Raw genomic sequence first — 19794 nt, 5'->3', positions numbered from 1 at the left:
ATACACTGGCCATGAATCAAAACCTGCTCATAGCCGATGAAACAATCGTCATTACGCTCCTGCTCATCGCCATAATAACTGCAATAACCCTGCGACATCTGAAAATGCCTTATACCATAGGCCTTGTTATCACAGGCTATGTCTTTTCATCAATTATCGTCCCTCATGTCTCCTCGCTCAAGTCGTTTGAGGGGATGGTCCCAAGCACAGATATTATCCTCTATCTCTTCCTCCCTCTCCTGATCTTTGAGTCAGCAATTGCCCTGAACACGAGGCTACTGAGCAGAAATCTCTTTCCTGTGCTAGGGCTTGCCATCATCGGGGTGATAGTATCAGGAGTCATTATCGGTGTACTGCTCTTTCTCTTCTCTCCCCTGCCCCTCCTTTATGCCCTCCTCTTCGGTGCCCTTATCTCGGCAACCGATCCTGCAGCGGTCATCTCCATCTTCAAGGAGATAGGAGTGCCCAAACGACTTCAGATTCTGGTTGAAGGAGAGAGTCTTCTCAACGATGCAGCTGCAATCGTCATGTTTCAAATGATTCTTGCTCTCATCGGTGCATCGCTGCTTGATCAGAAGATCTCACTTTCACAGACTTCAATGCAGTTTGCAAGTTCGGTGCTGATCTCATTTGTCGGTGGAATTCTGGTCGGGGCAGTCACCGGATACCTGATTAGGAGTGTTCTCAAACGCACCCCCCTCCATTCCCACATTCACCAGACAGCAACTTTGGTTGCAGCGTATCTCTCGTATCTCATTAGTGATCATATCCTCGGATTTTCCGGGGTGATTGCCGTTGTGGTCTGTGGATGTCTTGCTGCACGAGCTGCTTCTGACTGGATCGGGCCGGACCGTAGGGAGGATCTCAACCGGTTCTGGGAGTATATCGGATTTCTGGCTAACAGTCTGATTTTTCTCCTGGTTGGAATAGCAATCGCATCACTTCAGGATCTCTCCGTGTTCATGAGCGGAGCTATCCTCGGAGTTATTCTCCTTGTTGCAGTGGTTACGTTTGCACGGCTTATCCCGGTATTTGGCATATTCGGCTTTTACAATCTCTTCACTCCCCGTAAAGTTCCGTTCTCGTACCAGGTGATCAGTTTCTGGGGAGGTCTGCGGGGAGCGGTAGCAATCGCCCTCTCACTCTCTCTTCCGTACTCGTTCCCGTATCGTGACATAATCGTTGAGTTCTCTGTAACTGTTGTCCTGTTTACTATACTCATCCAGGGCCTGACAATCGGTCCCCTGATCCATCACCTTGGTCTTGGCCAGACAAGGCTCGTAAAACAGTTTCACGAAATTTACACCGATCTCGTCACCTGCCGGTCAGGAGAGAAAAGCCTGCAGAACTCACCGATGAGCGATATCATCGATCATGATATTGGCATGAGATATATCAAGGAATACAGGAAGATGTCAGCATCCCGAATGGAGAAGATCCGAGATTTCTGGAGTGAGATAAGGAAGCATCCTGACCGGAAGGAAATTATCAGACTCTTCTGGCTGGAAGCCCTCAGATTTGAGCAGAAACAGTACAGACTGATGTATGATGAGGGGTTAATCCTCCCTGCTGTGTATGCGGCACTCCAGTTTCACGCAGCATCCAGGGAGGATCTGATCCAGTCAGGAGATTACCATCCGGGAAAGAGTGAAGTCGGACCTGGTGCCAGGTTCAGGAGATGGTTGACACAGTACATCAACCGTATCGCTCCCGAAAGTAGGATTTCACGGTTTCTTACCAGAAGGAGTGATTTGAACCGGGTCTTCATTGCCATTGCACTTGTGGTTGCAGCATCAGCAACAACCCGGTATCTGCGTGAACTGGCAGGAGTTGTGTGTCTGAAAACCGAAGATATCGCGGATACTCTTTCTGTTTACAAAAGAATCGAGAGCGATGCCAGAGCATACGTGCAGTCTGATTCGGTCAGAACATCACCCTGTCTCAAGGATATTAGTGCGTTCATAGCTGAGAGAACAGCCGGAGCAGGGATGATCTCTGAGCTTCACAAGCATCTTGAAGACGGGGTCGGGGATGAGAAGATTCTGACCAGATATATCGATCGCTTGATTGAAGAGAAGAATAATGCCAGGGTTGAACTGGTCAGGTCGTGTCGATAAAAATCGTCTGTCCTATTATAATGACCAAGTATCAGAACGAATGAACAATTTGATTGGCTTTAATTCAAACATTAATGCCACTTTAACCTCAAATTATCTAAATATAACGATATTTTCCTTCGGGAACGACAATTTCAAACCGTGCACCTTCTCTCTCCTTTCCGGTTTCTCTGATTGAAAGGCCGGTAATAGCCAGGATTTTTCTGGAGAGAAAGAGGCCTACTCCTGTGTGCTTACCGTACCATGGGAAAAATTTTCCTTTTTCATCTGGAGGAATTCCGACTTTATCATCAATACAGGAAATAATTAATCTGGTTTTTGTCCTGACTAATATCAAATCTGATAAAGGCTATCGCTCCCCCGTGCCTGATTGCATTTTCCATAAGATTTGTATAGACTTTTCTCATCAAGGGATCGCCGTATACCTCAATATTTTTAGTAATAAGATTCTCTACGACCATATCTCCAGGAGTCACTTCCTACACTGCATCATTAACCATCTGGAAGGTTTGAAGCCATCCGGAAGAAACAGTTCCAAAATCTTCATAAATACGGATAAACCCAATTATGGATTCAGTTTTCTTTCCCGAATTTTGCGCTTTGCTAATATATCCATGAATATCATCTAAATCTGATGTTTCATGGTATAGTTCGAGTAACCACTGGAAGATATATACCTGGTTCAGGATATCATGATCGTATCGACTGTCTCCTTACTCCATCGTGGAACCTGTTCAAGAGCATTCATGTAATCTATTTCATCAAATCAATAATCCCTGGATTTTTCGGAAAAAATCGTAATCAATCGTATCATCATCAAAGGGAGACTGTCCAAAGAAGAGATTACCCAGATGGACTCCACCAGCCATGATTGGTGTGGCGATATCCCACATATAATTCTTACATCGGTACTTTCTGAAGGTACCGGAGGGTAACACGTTCTGAAAGGAGTATATCACTTTCAATACAGTCTGTACAGGTTTGTGGATTTACCCGGTGAAATGTAGAACATGTACTGCCAGCCGGTTGTTACCAGGAGATATCAGGACATCAATAACCCCTACCCCGATTTTTGTGAGGGAATAAAAAATCGTCCATCAGGTGCTGTATTTCGGGTATGCTTATAATATCCGAAGGATTCAGAGTCCCAATATCCCCCTCTGGAGAAAGAATAGCATCGACTTTCGGTGTTAATTTGCTTTTACTTCGGATGATTGCTTTCTCTGCTTCTTTCCCTGGTAATATCCCGCCAGGTAGTATGAAGCATCCGTTCGCCTTTAAAAAAAATCGACAGAAGGGATACTTCTAAAAGTAAAGGTGAACCATCAACTTTGTAGCACATCCACTCAAATTGGCAACTGCCATTTTCATGAGCACTTCTGATATATTCTACAGATGCTTGTGAAGACAGTCGGCCGTCAGACTGAACCTCTGGAGAAAAATCCAACGGACTTAAACCGATGAGTTGCTCTTTGGTTTCAAATTGCAATAGATCCAACGAAGCCTGATTACATTCAATAAACCTGTCTTCTTTCATCAGCAATATGGGATCTGGCGATTCTTCAAATATTTTCCTGAAGGTATTTTCATTCTCCTTCAGTTCAGTTTCGGTTTTCTTTTTTTCGGTGATATCTGTTGCAATCTGAAGATGAACGACTCTTCCATCATTCCACCGGATAACCTGGTTGCGGCAATCATACCACCTGCCATTTAGCGTGTTTCTTTTTTCTTCCTTTTGGACACCGATTGGACCGAATTCATCCATGAGAAGATGATTTGTACAGAAAGGACAGGGTTCGTTTTGATCTTTCTCAATAAACTCATAGCATTTTTTTCCGGTAATATTTCCGAAAAGATTCCTTCCACGTTCGTTTATATATAATATTTCATATGTTTCATAATCGGCCACAAATATAAATGAATCGATACTATCGAGAATTGTATAGAGTTCAGCTTCCATCTCCTTAATAAGGAGTCCTGCAGATTTCAGTGAAAATTCTCTATCTTCATGCTCATTATCGTCGGATCTTCTGGTATAGGTCTGAATTGCCTGGATGGCAGATGGAGATGCGATGATATTATAATTTTTCTGAAGCATTTTTAAGATTTTTTCAGATTCTATCCAACGCTGATCAAGATGGGTAACAATATCATCGATCCTGGTTATCTGCTCATAAATAATCTTAAAAAGATCACATTCATTTGAACTCTCTGTAATGGATAAAATAATTGACAACGGATTTCGGATCTGGTCATTAAGAATCGCAAGTTGAGCCAGATTTTTTTGAATCTGTTCTAATGATAAATTATTTTCATGTTCAAGTCTCTTCTTTACAGTAATATCCTGGCCCTGTGCAATGGTTGCGATAGGAAGGGATCCATTAGCATCATATATTGTAGATGAATTCCAGATGACAGACCTGATTGATCCATCTTGGTGCTGTACATCCATCTCAACAGTATCCCACCGCACTCCTGCCGTGGTAGTTTTGAGCAGCCGCATTGAATGTTCTATCTGATCAGGTGGGAACAGGATCTCTATTGATTTTCCTATGACTTCTATAGCTTTTCTGCCGATGAGATTTTCACATGAATGGTTAATCCTGGTTATCAAAAAATCCGGGTCCCATACAATGATAGGAACATTGGCATAAGCGATCAGGCTTTCAAGATATTGGGTAGTCTCTCTGAGATGTTCTTCAGTCAATGCAAGAGAATTAAACTGATATTTCAGTTCTTCTTCTGATCCTTTCAGTTGTTCATATGCTGCATTCAACTCTTCATTGGTTTGTGCAAGGTTTTCAAGAAGGGTTTCACGTTCTTTTTCGATCAATTTCCTCGTTGTGATATCCTGGATTATACCTACTACCCGGCTAGGATTCCCTGACTCATCTCTTGTCAATTCAGCAATGGAAATGATCGTTCTCTGTGGCGAACCATCAGCAGGATTAATTTCAAACTCAAGGTTATAAGGAATATCGTTCTCGATCAGATCAATAAGAGCCTGATGGACGCGATCACGTTCTTGTATGCATGCTTCAATTTCCCTGATTGGAAGCTGGTTTCCATCGGGAGGTTCTAACCCATATATATGAAATCCTTCATCAGACCCCCAAATAGTTCCGGTTTTGAGATCAAACTCCCAACTGCCTAGATGTCCGATGGTTTCAGCCTGTTCTAAACGCCATTTTTGAATGAGATTTAAAGAATTATTGGCATTTCGTTCTGTTATATCGTGACCGATTCCAAGGACGCCAATAAGGTTTCTTTCAGAATCATACATTGGTGTTTTTATTGTTTCAAGTAATGCACGATGGCCATCATCGGCAAAGGTTATCCATTCTTCATTGATAGATGGTTCTCCTTCATCGATAGCCTTTTGATCATAACTCCTGAAAAAGTCAGCGAGTTCTCTCTCAAAAAAATCGTAATCACTTTTTCCGGCAATTTCTTCACTTTTCTTGCCTATGAATCGTTCAAACATCGGGTTACAGGCAAGATAGACACCATTGATATCCTTGAGCCACACCAGGTCAGGGATTGTCTGAATGAGTGTATGCAACCTCCCTTCGCTTGCGATCAGTTTCAATTCAGCATTTTTTCTATTTGAGATATCAGTATGAGTTCCGACTACCCGGATAGGGTTGTTCTCCTCATCCCATGCTACTGTTTTCCCTCTTGTAAGGATCCACGACCATTCTCCCTGTTTGGTTTTCATCCGGAGTTCGAGGGAAAATTTCCCGTTTTCCTGGTGGATTTGCTCCTGGATGGTTTGCTCGGCCTCTTCCAGATCCTCCGGGTGAAGGAGGTTTCTCCAGGTATCGTAGGTAGCGGGCATCTCTTCGGGAACATATCCAAGCAGGGTATACCATTGGGGATTGCAATTGACTAAACCGGTTTTAATATCCCAGTCCCATATGCCATCGTTTGCAGCCTCCAGTGAGAGACGGAGCCGTTCTTCACTTGCTGAAAGGGCTTCAGCAGTTCGCATTTTTTCTGTTACATCATTGTAAATGGCGACGATCTGGTTATCAGGCAGCCTGAAGATATAATTTTCAAACCAGTTTATCGTGGTGCTACCCGGGTAAACCTTTGTAGGATAATATATTGTTTCACCTGTTTCCCAGACCCTCTGAAAAATGGTGATGATACCAAAATCTTCGATTCCCGGCCTGATGACAGTAATTGGGTTTCCGATGATTTTTTCCCTTGATATCCCTTCAATAGACAGACCTGCCGGGTTAATATCAGTAACGATATAGTCACTGCCCCGTGAACCATCATTTTTGACTGAATAGATTATCGCCCCTGATGGCATGGTATTGAATATTCCTCTAAAAAGAGATTCACTGGTCCGGAGAGTTTCTTTAACCTTACCTTGTTCTTCTGAAAATTTCTGAAAATAATATCGTATCAAAGTATACAGCAAAATTGCCGTAGCGAATACATATCCAAAACCTTTAAAAGTTGAGAGAAAGAGAAAGCGATCCTGTTCATTTTCGGCAATAATAAAGGCAATTCTATCAGAAAAAAAAATCCAGAGCAGGCCGATGGTCAGGTATATTATTGAAATTTTCATTGGACCTGACTGGATGATTGCCTCAATGCGTTTCAGAAATATCAGCATCGATATGCTGTTATTGATGATTGTATCTAATTAAACTTATTCTATCCTGAATTCATAATAAATCGTCAGAGTTTGTGTGATATGTTCGATAAATTTTTCGTTTAGAGCAGGAGAAGGATCTCCCAATTTTTCCTCGGTTTTCCCGAGTATTGCAAGAATTACAGGCATGATAGAAATACCCCCAAAATGTGAGAATGTCAACGCAATCACGGTCATTACCCTGAAATTTAAATATAATTGGGAATGATGGGAAGAAAAGTGCAGAAAACCTAATGCTGTATTGGATCCTATATCCTCCTGAATATTTGAGTATACTATGAAATACGATATAGCAATCTAGTAAAAAAGAGAAAAAAATTATAAACAGGATTATTCTGGAGGTTGTCCTGCTAGTATTTTTTGGGTATCGTCATCAGATAGATTGTATTTAAAGAATGTAGAGTAAAAATTCTTCGTTATGTTTTCCATATCAATATCAGTAAACAATTCTGGGTGAACTTTTTGAGCCAGCCATGGAAGTTGCAGGACACATTCTGCTCCCATATTAGTCCAGTAAAATACTCCCGCTGGTGCAACATAGACTCTGTTATTTTTTAGTGCTGATAAACTGTTCTCGTAATCTGCATTTTCAAATAAAGCTTTGGATGTTTGGGGATTATCCGCTATAATGATGTCTGGATTCCATTTTAATAGCATTTCTGGTGATATCTCTTTCGAACCAGTTACATCACCTGCAGCAATATTAACTCCTCCTGCTTTCGTAATCATTTCATCCTGAAGTAAATTTTTACCCCATACTGAAATTTTTCCTGATTTAATCGAAACGTAAAGCACTTTAGGTTTTGAATCAGATGAAATTCCACCTGTCTTTGAGGTAATATCGTCGATTGTTTTATTGAGATAATCAGTGTAAGATGTAGCCTGGGCTAATTCATCCTTTCCGAGAACTTCACCTGCAAGTTTGAGAGAAGAGGCCATTGTCTTCAGACTATTGGTGTTATTTATCATAATTACTGGGATACCAGTAGCTTTCACTTTATCCACTGGATCACTTGATCGCAAGAAGAGCACATCAGGTTTATTTGCAATTAATTGTTCGATATTAGCCCCATCTGTTGCAAACGACTGTTTTGTTTCATCTTTCAGATCTGGGAATATCTTTAGAGCCCAGGGATAATTATTTTCAGCACTTGAAATTGTTACAATTTTAGGATATGCTCCAATACTAAGTAAAACATCGGTGAATCCTGGCCATGATGTCCCTGTATGTTCTATTGTAATTGGAATAGTAACGATATTTCCGTCCATATCAGTAATTGTCCGTTCGTTATGAGATTGAGAACCATCAGCATATACTGATGTAGAAACAGACAAAATGAGAATTAAGAATAATACTTTAGTTTTGCTCAAAGATCTTAGTTTCATTATAAAAATACCGTGTACTTTTTTAGTTGATTCATATTAATAAATCAGTCTATTAATATTAATAAAAAAACTTAAAATAATAAATCTTTGAAAAAAATCCCCGAGTGTTTATTCAAGTAAAAATGAACACAATTCATAATATTTTGAAAACGTATAACTCACTATAAAAAACTGCCCGATATGTGGATATCAAAAATAATAAAACAAAATATTTTTGGGAATCCCAAATACAGATCCAGTGAAAAACCAAGTAAGAAATTGAATTTAGGAATTATAACTCATGTAATTTTTATCACAAATTTAGAAACGATCTTGCATTTTGAATATTTGTACCTTGAGAAGAAAGTATATGTAAAATGTTCTTTACATATGTATTGTGGTCATCTGAACAAAGTCCAGGTGAACCAGTTTTGTTCCGCAACTGTGTTATAAAAAAGCAAGGAGGCACAGAACAAACAAAGAACCTATCTATAACCAGAAGCAACTCTAATACACCTGTGAAATGGATTGTCTCATATGAAAAAAACCAAATAATTAACCATCCATTTCACTTTAGCAAGTAAATTCTGCCTTATGAATCCAGAAATTTGATTCTCTCTCTGTCTTCTTGTTCAGGTCCTTATGGTGTTATCCTATTCTAATTGTAATTTGTCTGATGTTTAATTATCAGGTATAATATACCACCCGTTACAAGGGGTTTTTCTCAATCCTTATCAATCAATGACTTCCCTTCATGCCACGCTTTTCCGACTTTTTCTCCAATCCGCCAATAGGTATTATCAGGCATGGTAAGAAGGAGTGGGTCTATTTTGATCTGATCCGGTTTCCCGTCAGTAAGGCAGGATTCATCAATATAAGAACCGATGATCTCCCCGATAATACAAGTGTGAGAGGCATAATCATGTGATTCTATCAATGTGCATTCTAGTGAGAGTGGGCATTCAGAGATCATGGGTGCCTGGTGGGAATTACCATAGAATACCGTGAATATATTAGATTTGTCAATCTTTTTTCCTGATGTTAGCCCACAATAATCTGTTTCTCTGACCATCTTTGATGATGGAAAATTTATACTAAACTCCTTATTTTCAAGAATCGCACTCCTTGTTGCAGATCCATGATTGAGTCCCAGACTTACTAATGGGGGGCTCATGTTTACTCTTGCGATCCAACCTACAGCCATAAAATTGGGGTGCCCATTAACAATAGATCCCACCAAAGTAACGGGCATTGGACAAATTGCAACATTGTTGCCTCCAGATAGTTTTACCATGTACTCTCCCTCAACTGCCTGTGATCTCTTGTTTTATCATTGAATTATTTTGAACGTTTTGATTTATCCAGTAATGGGGAACATACAGAATATGATCCTTTTTTCTCCTGATAGAGCTGATCCTCTGTCTGGTATACCATGAAAATTATCGGGATAAATGCCAGCCCAAAGGGTAATGAGAGCAGAACGCTTGAACTCGTCGAGGCAGTGTTGAAAGGGGCGAAAGCAGAAGGAGCTGAGATTGAGTCTCTTGACTTGTATCAGTACACAATTCTGTACTGTAACGACTGTGGGGTCTGTTATGCCAAAGGAGACTGTCCCCTTCTAGATGATTTCTCAGATCTGTTTGATAAGATGATGGATGCTGATGGTATCGTCCTTGGTTCACCAAATTACATCAACTCGGTATCTGCCCCGATGAAGGCAATGTTTGATCGGATGGCTGATGCAATCCATTGCCAGATGTTTTACAAAAAATACGGCTGTTCTGTCTGCACAGCAGGTGGAGCACATGAGATGGATGTTGTCGGGTACATGAACAGTGTCCTGACAACACTGGGAGTAACTGTTGTTGGTGGTGTGGGAGTTGCCATTGGAAGGAACCCGGCTGCACTTGAGCCAGCGAGAAAAGAGGCTTTTGATCTCGGGAAAAAACTGGTTCAGTCAATCAGGGGAGAACACTCATATCCTGAACAGGATGAGATGCATGCTCAAACCAGGGATTACTTCTGTCAACTAGTGAAATACAATAAAGAACGGTTTGCCCACGAGTATGACTGGTATGTTGATAGGGGCTGGATGAAATAAGAGAGGAAAAGAGCAAGAGGAAAATAATACTTATTTTGATGCCTGGAACTCTCATTGGGTCCTGACTCCACAGTTCAGATTCTTTATTACATATATGTCATGAATATCCTTACAACTGCATGCCGATGGAGTGACAACCCCGGGTTTTATCCTGATAAATCTCCAGGTAGTAGCAGAATGCACAACTCTATGTGGAAGGTCTGGTGATATGTATGGCAGATACGGATGTTATTCTGTGATCCTGCGCCATCCACCCTTTGGAACCTTCATCTCGAACCTGACTCCTTCACCAGGCACTCCACATTCCCTGATGGTAATATGAGTTAATCCCAGGATTTCTCGTATCAAAAACAGGCCCATACCGGTATTTTTTCCATGACCCTGCTTGAAGATAAGTTTCTTCTCATCTTCTGCCACCCCGACTCCATTATCTGAATACGTTACTAACAGTTCTTCTCCGGCCTCCTCAATTTTAATGGTAATTACAGTAACCGTTTCTCCATGGCGTTTTGAATTCTCCACCAGATTATACAGAACTTTTTCAAGCATGAGATCCACGTAAATTTCAACCGGATCACCCTGAATCGAGAGTTCGATTCCTGTCAGAACAGACTGAATAGAACGGCTGTTAATGACATTACGAATCAGTTGCCAGGCAGGTTTCTTATATCCAAGTTCCTGGTATTCCTTTGTAAATTCAATGAGATGTTGAATATCTTTACTGGCAATCGCCATACTCTTTAATTGTTTTAATGCCTTTTCGTCAGAGACGTTTTCTAAGAGCATTCCGCTGTAAGCTGATATGACCATTACCCGGTTCAGGATGTCATGTCTTGTGACACTACTTAATATTGCAAGTTTGGATTGAGCAATATGGATGGCATCATATGCACGTTCAAGATCATGTTCAGATTCCTTTCTCTGTGTGATATCGTAGACATTGATGATGACTCCGATGATGTTCTGACTGATATCAAATATGGGATTAAAAATTGCTGATATCCAGGTTGTCTTTCCTGATGAGGATGCAGGAAGTTCATAATCTGGTGCCTGCACTGTTTTACCTGAAAGTCCCTGAATAAGAAGGGATTTTGTCTGATCCAATAAAAAATGAGGAATAATCTCGTAAATACTTTTTCCCATAATGGTAGTATAGAATATACCAAACAACCTCTCCATCTCAGGATTCCAGAACAAAATACGAAAATCATGATCTAAAACCGCAATTCCCGCCTGTGCAGAGTTTACAATTCCTTTGATAAATTGTTCACTCTCCCTCAGTTCTTTCTGACTGGTAATCAGTTCCTGGTTTGATGATTGGAGTTCCTGGGAGATAGCAAGTAACTCCTCATTTTTATCATGCAATTCACTATTTGCAGACTCAAGGGCATCCCGGGTTTGTTTTAACTCCTGCCAGGATCTGGCATTTTTGATCGCAAGACCAAGGAAGCGGGTAAATGAAAGAGTCAGGTTGAGATACTCCTTGATCCGGCTAGGAACTGACACCCCGGATATTTCAAGAATGCCCACAGTTTCCTGGAGATTAATAATAGGAACGCAGAACCCGGTTCCATCCGGAGAAAAGAGATAGTCCTTATCAGTAACCGAGAAGAGCAGTTCGTTATTCATTCCACTCTCTGAATCGGGTGGCATACGAATCATTTCTTCCGGACCATCTGATTGTAATGGAAGATAGCCCACGAAATGAGGTGCAAACAATAATTGACAGGTCGTGAGTATGCGGGAGATAACCTCCTTTTCTTCACTAACCTGAGAGATATCACTGAGTAATGTTAACACCGCCATCTGACGAGCGGTGGTCTCTAATGCTGATGAGACTTCTTTTTTGCAGTCGGCCTGGATATGGTCAGCCTGCCACTGAAGGATCTCAGCACGGATAATTCCAGAGAGATGAGAAATACCAACCTGAATGACTCTGATTGGCAGTCCAGAAAAAACCTTCAGTGAGGCGATTCGTTCTTCGGCGATAGGCACCAGCCCTGTATCAAGGACAACAATCTCTTTCAGGTTTGAAGAATAGTAAGAGGTGGATGACTGGGGATTAAACCCCATTTCTGTAACATATCTCTCCCAGGAAGATAACCATCCCGGATTAATGACATATGATCCCTGGGAGATGAATGATTGAATAAAATCTTCCGGAGCGAGAAGTCCTGAACATGTATGAGGACCAACATGAGAGATCCCGGGTGGCAACAGGCCTTTTCTTGAGAGATCCGTATCACCAAAGAAGAGCCCTGTCTGACCAGGCTGAATCTGTTCACTCATGAATGAGATGATACTGTCTGGCCGATGAGTGCCAGAAGTACAATAATGGGGAAACACACAGATCTTGATGTTTTGCACAGGAATATCGGCAACGACTTTGGTGATCTCCTCTTTAACTGTCTCACAAATAAAGAGTATAAGATCACTCATTGGATCTTCAGACAGAGATCGGATACCCCCCATATTCTCTAGTTGCATCCCGGATAGCATACAGCACCTCATCAGGTACCTGGAGCGGAATCTCCCCATGATTATCACTCATGATAAATCCTCCTCCCAGAGCAAGACTTCGTATCGTTCTTTTTACAATAGAAAAGACCTGTTCACGGGTCCAGTGCCGCATTTCTATGCCGTTCAAATTTCCGATGATTGTTAATTTTCCAGAACATTTCACTTTAATTTCGTTGAGATCTTCATTTCCTCCGGCCCAAACTGCGACGCCAATAGTCCCTGTTGTGAGAACATCGTCAATGATGGGAAGTACCCTGGCTGAAGCAAAAGCAGAAACGACAGGCCCTGGTACCTGAGGAATGAGGTTTTGTGCAATTTTCAGCCCAGTTTTCCGATACAATTCATGTGGAATAATCGTAGGAGATGAGACAGGATCATAATAGATAATTCCATCGGCCCCTGCTTCTATCTGTGCGGTTGCCCAACCCAGAAAAAAACGGCTGTTCGCGGCTATAAGCTTTTGAAACCTAATCTCGTCAGTGTAAATGAGTTTGATATAATCTTCAAATCCCATCTGCATGACCGGAAGTGAGAGGGGAGAAAGTGCCACACCAAATATCGGTGCATCATCAGGTGATGTTGCTTTCAGGATCCGGATCATATCCAGAACCATCTGAAGACAGGGTGTCTCATGGATATTGGGAACCTGCAGGTTGTCAATTATCTCCCCGGTATTGATAACCGGTCTTCCACTGTTTGGAGGGCCATCATCTCTAAATATGACGTTCCCGCCGAATGCTTCGTATTCTACCGGAGTGTAATGGAATCCGATGTATGCATCGGTACCAAACTTCTCCCGGGAAGTAATCAACCCCTGGGCAACGAGTTCAGGTGATTTGAAGTATTCTCTTAATGGAATGTCCAAATCACGTGCAGGATGCATGGTAGGGTTGAGAATAAGCGGAACACGGTCAGGTTCTTTATGGCTGAGCGTTGTCAAAATTCGTTCTCTGGAAGTCATTGTCATGACATTATCTCCAACTCACGAATTGCAGTAACAGCATCGGATGCGGTAAAACATACCCTGTCCGCTCCTACCTCTTTCCCAAGTTCAGGATCGAATCTGAAAGGTGCTCCCCCCACTATTACCTTCACTCCCTTTCCTTCAAGTCCGGTCGTAACCTCCTTGATACGTAAAGCTGAAGGGAGCATAAGCGTAGAAATAATAAGATATTTGATATTGTCATGAGATACGAGCGAGAGTACCTCCTGAACATTTCGTCGCCCGTATCGAATAGGAGTATATCCTGCACCTATGAGGTACGCAGATACGATCCGCTCTCCAAGCATATGATAGTCTTCAAGAACAACTGTAGCTAATTTCTTCTCATTTTTCAGGTTAGATTTGATATCCGGAACCATGCTGGAGATCATCTCTTCGATGAGGATTCCAGCCATATATACCTGTGAGATGGCAACCGTTCCCTCTTCCCATCTTTTGCCAATCTCATCCAGGGCAGGAACTATTATTGTATCGATGATTTGTTCCTTAAATATAACCCCATCCTCAGGGTTCAGTATCTCCCTTATCTTCAATCGATCCATGTTGATAAGGGCAGTAATAAGATCTACAACCCGGTTGTCAATCTTATCAAGGGCCATGACATCACATAGGTAGTTTGTATTTCTATACCTTTCGTAATATATTTAAGAAAACAAGAACTGACTCGTGTCACAGGTGAGAGAAGGTGGATAAAAAATTTAAATTTAAACCCTATCCTGCTGTTCTCACGGTGGTATTATAAAAATCTCTCGTTATGCCTTCATTACTATTGAGATCTATTCAGTTGAACCTATGATGTTCTTTGGTACATACATGTGACTGGTGTTCAACTCGTCTTTCAGCCTTTGACCTGATCTCACCCCATGGTTGAGATGAGTTCCCTGACATCAATCCAGATAACCAGTTCTTTTCTGCTTTCTCCACGCTCTCCTACCTCTTTCTTAATAACCCCGAGGATATGCCCTCTATCATCGGCCCCTCCGTTTGTTGCCTGATCGATATCTGTCACCGGGACGGTCAACACCGAGGTTACCTCATCAACGACAATGCCGGTTTTCTGCGAAGATACTGTGTCATCCATGACAATAAACCGGAGATCTGCAGTTGATACATCTTTTGCTGCTTTTATCCTGAGTAACTGACGAAGGTCAATAATGGTAGTAATCTCGCCACGGAGATCAATAATCCCTCTTACATGGGATGGTGCATGAGGAAGAGGAGTGATCTTTGAAGCCTCTACAATCTCCCGGACATCAAACAGGTTGACTGCGAATTTATCTTCTCCAATGATAAACTCGACAACCTGTACTTCATCTTCCTTTACTTCCTTTCCTGACTGTGCTTTGATATTTGCAAGTTCCATTTTCGCTCCTAAATCCTGAATTTTGTCATCTCTCTAGAGACAACATCAGCAATCCCACTCACATTCCCGACCACTTTAGCAATCTGTTCAATAGAAGCCGATGCTTCTTCGGTCGCAGCTGCTGCATCTCCTGCTTCCTTTGAAGTGTTCTGGATCAAACTACTCACTTCATTGATACTAGCGGTAACTTCCTCAACAGATGCAGCTTGTTCTTCTGATGAAGATGCCACATCTGTTGCATTCCGGGTTATGTCATCAATAGACGTTGCAATCTGATTAAATGCTCCCAGGGTTTCAAGTAGAGTTGAACTGCCGATCTCAACCGTTTTACCAGCCTGACTCATTGCTTCATTCGCCATATTAGCCTGATTCTGCAGATCAGTAATCATATCAGCAATACTTTCTGCTGAACTGCGGGAATCCTGGGCAAGAGATTTCACTTCAGATGCAACAACGGCAAATCCCCGTCCCGCTTCACCTGCCCGTGCTGCCTCAATTGCTGCGTTCAGGGCAAGGAGGTTTGTCTGGTTTGCGATATCTGAAATGAGACGGACAATCTTTCCAATCTCCTCCATCTTCTGATTAATATCCTTAACGATCTGATCAGCCTCCGCAGTTGAGCGTTTTATCTCATTCATTGCAGTTTCAGATTTTTTAGCGAGGTCAACCCCGTTCTTTGCAAAGTTGTTAGCCTGGGTTGCCGTGACCGAGACAAGTTCCGCTTTTCTTGACACCTCAGCAACGGTAATATTCAGGTCCTCCATTGCTTTGAGCACCTGGATGATCCCATCTTCTCCTTTTAATGAGTTACTGCTAACTTCTCCGGTACTTCTTGCAACCTGTTGTGCACCAGCTGATACCTCCTCAATACTTGCTGTTGCCTCTTCTGAATTTGAGGCTAGATCCAACACCTGTTTATTGATAACTCTGACAGCCTCTGATACCTGAATCCCAATCTCATTAAGAGCATCTTTGAATGCAATCCAGTCTCCTGATGCCTCGATAGAGGTATCTACCCGGGCAGTAAAATTTGAGTTTGCATATTCTTTTGAAACTCTGAGTGCTTCGGTGACCGGAAGGATAACACTATCCAGCGTTTCATTAAATCCTTCCACAATCTTGCGATAATCCCCGTGATGTCTGGTTGTTTCAGCACGTATCTCTAATTTTCCGGCAACTCCCGCCTCTGAAAGCAATAGGGCATCTGAAACAAGAAGTTTTATTGCATCGTTTACCTGGTCCAGTTTCTTATTAATCTCGACGAAATTCTCATGTGCTTCCCGGGTATATTGATCAGCATCGGTGACGACAGTCTGAAGGTTTGTATCCCCTTTACTGAGACGGTTTAGGTTTTCACCAATCTTCATTATTTCAGTTTTGAGATAATCAGACAATCTGACTGAAGCAGTCTGGTCCTGGATAAATTCAAATGCACCGGTACTCTCCCCTCTGTTGTTTCGTATCGGGATTCCGGTATATGAGATCTCAAGATCCATTCCTGCTGGTTTTGCATGTGTCTGGTGGTTTACATCAGTATTTTGCTCCATTGCCCGTGCACAGGCACAATTTTGGGTATGGCAGTCGGTTGTTTTGAACTGGTCGTAACATTTCTTCCCGATAAGGTCTTCTCTACTCGTCCCGAGAAGATCTGCCCCGGTTTTATTCATAAATAATATGCTAAAAGAACGATCGATTGCCATCAAGGGAAGGGGCATTCTATCAAAATATCCTACCAGAATGTTGAACGTGGAATTTACTCCTTCGATAATCTTACGGAAATCTCCCTGGTGTTTTGTACCATTAGCACGGGCATCAAGGCGTCCTTCAATCGTTGTATTAACAAGAGAATATGTATCAGTAACAAGGAGATTGATCGCATCGATACAGGCATTCAGATTGTTTTTAATTTCATTAAAATCTCCATTATATGAGTCTGTAATCTTTTGCGGAATATCTCCTTTACTGATCCGATCCACATATTCTGCAGCAACATTGAGGGGGTTGATGACTGCATCAAGGGTTTCGTTTACCCCTTCGATAATCTTACGGAAATCGCCATGGTGCTTGGTTGCATCTGCTCGAACATCGAGTTTCCCTTCAATTGCTGCCCTGGAAAGGATTAATGCATCTGAAGTCATCAGAGACAAGGCATCTACAACCTGTTTCAGACTATTATTAGTGAGAACAAAGAGATCTGATACATCTTTTGTGTATTCATCGGCCTTGGTGAGTGAATAATCAAGATTCAGTTCTCCTTTTGCAAGTTTAGATAGGTTAAGAGTGGTATGATCTATCTCCTTTCGCAGGTAGTTATTCATCCTGGTTACATCAGTAACATCAGTGACAACTTCTATGTGTCCGATTCGACTCCCGTCTTTTGCCTGAACATACGCAACGTTTGTCTGGTAAAATCCATCTCCCTGTTTAAATATTCCAGATGATTTGCCTTTATTAAGCAATTCAATACCGCATTCTGGGGTGTTGCAGATATTAGCTCCCCAGTTACTGCAATGCTTTCCAACGACCTCTTTCCGTGATACATGGATCATATCTTCAGTAGAACGATTAATGAAGGTCCATTTCATATCCCTGTCAGTTACTGACATAGGAAATGGGACTGCATCAAGAATAGATTCATACCACTCATTTTTTGCGATGAGTTTTGAGATAGTATCCCGGATTAGTATAGCAAGGTCTGGGCTCAGATCCGTAACAGTTTCAATATTAATCTCTGCTTCGTAATCTCCATCACGAATTGCGGTGATATAATCAGCAAATGTATTTTTCATTATATTATGCGGTAAAGGTTCTGAAATTGATGTTCACTCAGGCGATTCTTGGACGATCTTATTGTTAATGACTCATTTGAGTAATATTCTCTGCTCCTCCAATATAAATGGAACGAACTTTTTTTAGGATTATCCGAAGCATCTTGAGATAAGATAACATTTTCAGAGTGATAGTAATGGATTCTATCTAAAAATGCAAATTGTTTTGGTTTTTAATTTTCAATATGATACAGTCAGGATTATGGTGTGTAATGATTGATCAGAGTATCTGTTCAATATCGTGATCCTTATAAATAATTGTCGCACTGTCAGTAATGTTCACAGGATAGTGGTGTTTTATATTCATACCCCCATCTTTGGAAAAACGTCTCTTTTTTTATCAGTTCAGTGATTTATCGGTGACAATTCTCACCTGTTTTTGGAGCCTTAACGAGGGTGTACGTATCAATCAACGAGCACCGGTTTTTCTGTTTTATCCTCTTTCGTGTTTGTGTGCATCGAACCATCAGACAAGGCCGGTTATCAAAAGGATAAATCAAAAATATAAAATGTTCAACACGTGATTTAGTTTATGTTATCTTTTAGTAAGGAACACACATTTCGGGTAATCACCGGAGTAGTTCTTCTTATTGGGATGTGTGTATGTTCCATTTGTGTTGCGGAAAGTGGCTGTTCTGATAATTCGACAATTACTCTTAATGGTGTATTCCCGGCAAACGGGTCCTTGACTTCTGGTGGAGAATCCTCTCAGGCAGCCTTCAATCTTGCAATATCAGATATTAATACATTCCTGAGTAAGGGTGGATCAAAAATCCATGTAAATGGAGTGGCGACAAATGTCGGTTCAGATCCTAGTTCGGCCCTTGAAGCCATTAAAAAGCTTCACGAATCTGGTGTTACGATGGTTATCTCGTATATATCCAGTGCACAGGTAGAGGCTATAAAAGAATATGCAGATTCGAACGGAGTTCTCATACTTTCAGCCGGATCCTCAGCTCCTGAATTATCAATACCAGATGATAATATCCTTCGGTTTAATCCTGATGATTCTGTTCAGGCTCTCTCAACCATTGAACTATTCAAACAGAATGGTATCACCGCAATAATTCCCTACGCAAGAGATGACATCTGGGGTCAGGGTCTTGTAAAAGCGGTGAAAGGGAATCTTTCAGAAGGCATGACAATGGAGGAAGGAATCTGGTATGATCCTACCACAACATCATATGCTGATTCTCTCAAAAATCTCGACAAATTAGTCGGAGAGAGTCTGAAAACAACAGACGGTAAAAATGTCGCCGTGTATGTGGTATCCTTTAGCGAATTAGAGCAGATTATGAAAGAAGCATCCGAAAATAAATATCCATATCTTGATAAGGTGAGATGGATTGGGTGTGATGGTAATGCTCTGACACCTGCCTTGACTGGTTCAGGTAAAGTGCCTGAGTATGCATATACATGTAACTTTACCGCTCTTTCTATCAGCCCGAGAGTTAATTTCAAAAACAATCCTATATACCAGTCTCTGAAGAAAACACTTGGAAAAGAGCCTGATGGATATGCATATGGGTGCTATGATGCAACAAAAATTGCGTTTATGGCTCTGAATCTGGATGGAAATACCGATGCAAAGATACTTCGCGATGAGATACTTGATCTTTCAGAATCATATGTGGGAGTTGCAGGGTTATCAGCGAAAAATTCAGCAGGAGATAGTAGAGAAGGGCATTATGCTCTTTGGGGAATGGTAAAGAATAACGGAGAGTATAGCCAGAAAGTGCTTGCAGAAGTTGCATTCTGGTATAATTTTGGTGCCAATCCGGTAGTAGTTTTTTATCCAGAAAAATAATGACCAGAACCTGGTCCCTTTTTT

15 protein-coding genes are annotated in these 19794 nt (G+C 41.5%); 3 read left to right on the top strand and 12 right to left on the bottom strand.

The genetic code is table 11. The annotated features are described in order from the left end of the window. Positions 1–11: 11 nt before the first annotated feature. Positions 12–2117 (top strand): cation:proton antiporter, encoded by a 2106-nt coding sequence (locus DK846_RS14955; RefSeq protein WP_109969806.1) that lies wholly within the window; start codon positions 12–14, stop codon positions 2115–2117. Positions 2118–2214: 97 nt separating this feature from the next. Here DK846_RS14955 and DK846_RS14950 read toward each other — a convergent pair whose 3' ends face one another. From DK846_RS14950 to DK846_RS14925, 7 genes are all read right to left on the bottom strand, one after another. Continuing rightward, the gene (locus DK846_RS14950) at positions 2215–2454 is read right to left on the bottom strand and encodes an ATP-binding protein (RefSeq protein WP_109969805.1); all 240 of its coding nucleotides are present in this window, start codon (positions 2452–2454) and stop codon (positions 2215–2217) included. Next, positions 2408–2578, bottom strand: coding sequence for a hypothetical protein (locus DK846_RS17785; protein ID WP_181391813.1), 171 nt, complete (start codon positions 2576–2578; stop codon positions 2408–2410). Before DK846_RS17785 ends, DK846_RS14950 begins: the two co-directional genes overlap by 47 nt. Before the next feature lie 300 nt (positions 2579–2878). Continuing rightward, positions 2879–3055 carry a PocR ligand-binding domain-containing protein gene (locus DK846_RS18375; RefSeq protein ID WP_394339601.1) on the bottom strand — a complete coding sequence of 59 codons (177 nt, stop codon included), beginning with the start codon at positions 3053–3055 and terminating at the stop codon, positions 2879–2881. A 263-nt stretch (positions 3056–3318) separates the two neighbouring features. Further along, the gene (locus DK846_RS14940; protein WP_181391812.1) at positions 3319–6696 is read right to left on the bottom strand and encodes a PAS domain S-box protein; all 3378 of its coding nucleotides are present in this window, start codon (positions 6694–6696) and stop codon (positions 3319–3321) included. An 84-nt stretch (positions 6697–6780) separates the two neighbouring features. Beyond that, the gene (locus tag DK846_RS18175) at positions 6781–6912 is read right to left on the bottom strand and encodes a hypothetical protein (protein ID WP_281269851.1); all 132 of its coding nucleotides are present in this window, start codon (positions 6910–6912) and stop codon (positions 6781–6783) included. A gap of 201 nt (positions 6913–7113) precedes the next feature. Then, complete coding sequence (locus tag DK846_RS14930; RefSeq protein ID WP_181391811.1) at positions 7114–8052, bottom strand: ABC transporter substrate-binding protein; 939 nt, start codon at positions 8050–8052, stop codon at positions 7114–7116. Positions 8053–8872: 820 nt separating this feature from the next. After that, positions 8873–9442, bottom strand: coding sequence for a flavin reductase family protein (locus DK846_RS14925; protein WP_109969800.1), 570 nt, complete (start codon positions 9440–9442; stop codon positions 8873–8875). Positions 9443–9580: 138 nt separating this feature from the next. On the opposite strand from DK846_RS14925, the gene DK846_RS14920 reads away from it, so the two are divergent. Continuing rightward, positions 9581–10249: a flavodoxin family protein gene (locus tag DK846_RS14920; RefSeq protein WP_109969799.1), complete on the top strand. Its 669-nt coding sequence runs from the start codon at positions 9581–9583 to the stop codon at positions 10247–10249. Positions 10250–10477: 228 nt separating this feature from the next. Here the strand turns inward: DK846_RS14920 and DK846_RS14915 are convergent, their stop codons facing one another. From DK846_RS14915 to DK846_RS14895, 5 genes are all read right to left on the bottom strand, one after another. Then, on the bottom strand, positions 10478–12688 hold the full coding sequence (locus DK846_RS14915) for a PAS domain S-box protein (RefSeq protein WP_181391810.1): 2211 nt from the start codon (positions 12686–12688) through the stop codon (positions 10478–10480). A gap of 7 nt (positions 12689–12695) precedes the next feature. Further along, positions 12696–13736, bottom strand: a complete 1041-nt coding sequence (locus DK846_RS14910) for a uroporphyrinogen decarboxylase family protein (protein WP_219970728.1) — start codon at positions 13734–13736, stop codon at positions 12696–12698. Next, positions 13733–14371: a cobalamin B12-binding domain-containing protein gene (locus DK846_RS14905; RefSeq protein ID WP_109969797.1), complete on the bottom strand. Its 639-nt coding sequence runs from the start codon at positions 14369–14371 to the stop codon at positions 13733–13735. The genes DK846_RS14910 and DK846_RS14905 overlap by 4 nt, the downstream gene beginning before the upstream one ends. A 257-nt stretch (positions 14372–14628) precedes the next feature. Beyond that, complete coding sequence (locus DK846_RS14900; protein ID WP_109969796.1) at positions 14629–15135, bottom strand: chemotaxis protein CheW; 507 nt, start codon at positions 15133–15135, stop codon at positions 14629–14631. An 8-nt stretch (positions 15136–15143) separates the two neighbouring features. Then, entirely contained in the window at positions 15144–17924 is a 2781-nt protein-coding gene (locus DK846_RS14895) for a methyl-accepting chemotaxis protein (RefSeq protein ID WP_109969795.1), read from the bottom strand. 571 nt (positions 17925–18495) lie between these two features. Between DK846_RS14895 and DK846_RS14890 the strand changes: the two genes are divergently transcribed. Further along, positions 18496–19770, top strand: a complete 1275-nt coding sequence (locus DK846_RS14890; RefSeq protein ID WP_109969794.1) for an ABC transporter substrate-binding protein — start codon at positions 18496–18498, stop codon at positions 19768–19770. Positions 19771–19794 lie beyond the last annotated feature (24 nt).

It is taken from the genome of Methanospirillum lacunae (assembly GCF_003173355.1).
GTDB lineage: Archaea > Halobacteriota > Methanomicrobia > Methanomicrobiales > Methanospirillaceae > Methanospirillum > Methanospirillum lacunae.
The sequence above is the reverse complement of the archived record's forward strand: the minus strand, read 5'-3'. Positions and strand labels throughout refer to the sequence as shown.

Bases quoted from the DNA above. Each gene is read 5' to 3' on its own strand.
- DK846_RS14890 (WP_109969794.1), top strand. From the start codon at position 18,496: ATGTTATCTTTTAGTAAGGAACACACATTTCGGGTAATCACCGGAGTA.
- DK846_RS14895 (WP_109969795.1), bottom strand. From the start codon at position 17,924: ATGAAAAATACATTTGCTGATTATATCACCGCAATTCGTGATGGAGAT.
- DK846_RS14955 (WP_109969806.1), top strand. From the start codon at position 12: ATGAATCAAAACCTGCTCATAGCCGATGAAACAATCGTCATTACGCTC.
- DK846_RS14900 (WP_109969796.1), bottom strand. From the start codon at position 15,135: ATGGAACTTGCAAATATCAAAGCACAGTCAGGAAAGGAAGTAAAGGAA.
- DK846_RS14915 (WP_181391810.1), bottom strand. From the start codon at position 12,688: ATGAGTGATCTTATACTCTTTATTTGTGAGACAGTTAAAGAGGAGATC.
- DK846_RS14920 (WP_109969799.1), top strand. From the start codon at position 9,581: ATGAAAATTATCGGGATAAATGCCAGCCCAAAGGGTAATGAGAGCAGA.
- DK846_RS14905 (WP_109969797.1), bottom strand. From the start codon at position 14,371: ATGGCCCTTGATAAGATTGACAACCGGGTTGTAGATCTTATTACTGCC.
- DK846_RS18175 (WP_281269851.1), bottom strand. From the start codon at position 6,912: ATGCCTGTAATTCTTGCAATACTCGGGAAAACCGAGGAAAAATTGGGA.
- DK846_RS14940 (WP_181391812.1), bottom strand. From the start codon at position 6,696: ATGAAAATTTCAATAATATACCTGACCATCGGCCTGCTCTGGATTTTT.
- DK846_RS14930 (WP_181391811.1), bottom strand. From the start codon at position 8,052: ATGGACGGAAATATCGTTACTATTCCAATTACAATAGAACATACAGGG.
- DK846_RS14910 (WP_219970728.1), bottom strand. From the start codon at position 13,736: ATGACAATGACTTCCAGAGAACGAATTTTGACAACGCTCAGCCATAAA.
- DK846_RS14925 (WP_109969800.1), bottom strand. From the start codon at position 9,442: ATGGTAAAACTATCTGGAGGCAACAATGTTGCAATTTGTCCAATGCCC.
- DK846_RS17785 (WP_181391813.1), bottom strand. From the start codon at position 2,578: ATGGTCGTAGAGAATCTTATTACTAAAAATATTGAGGTATACGGCGAT.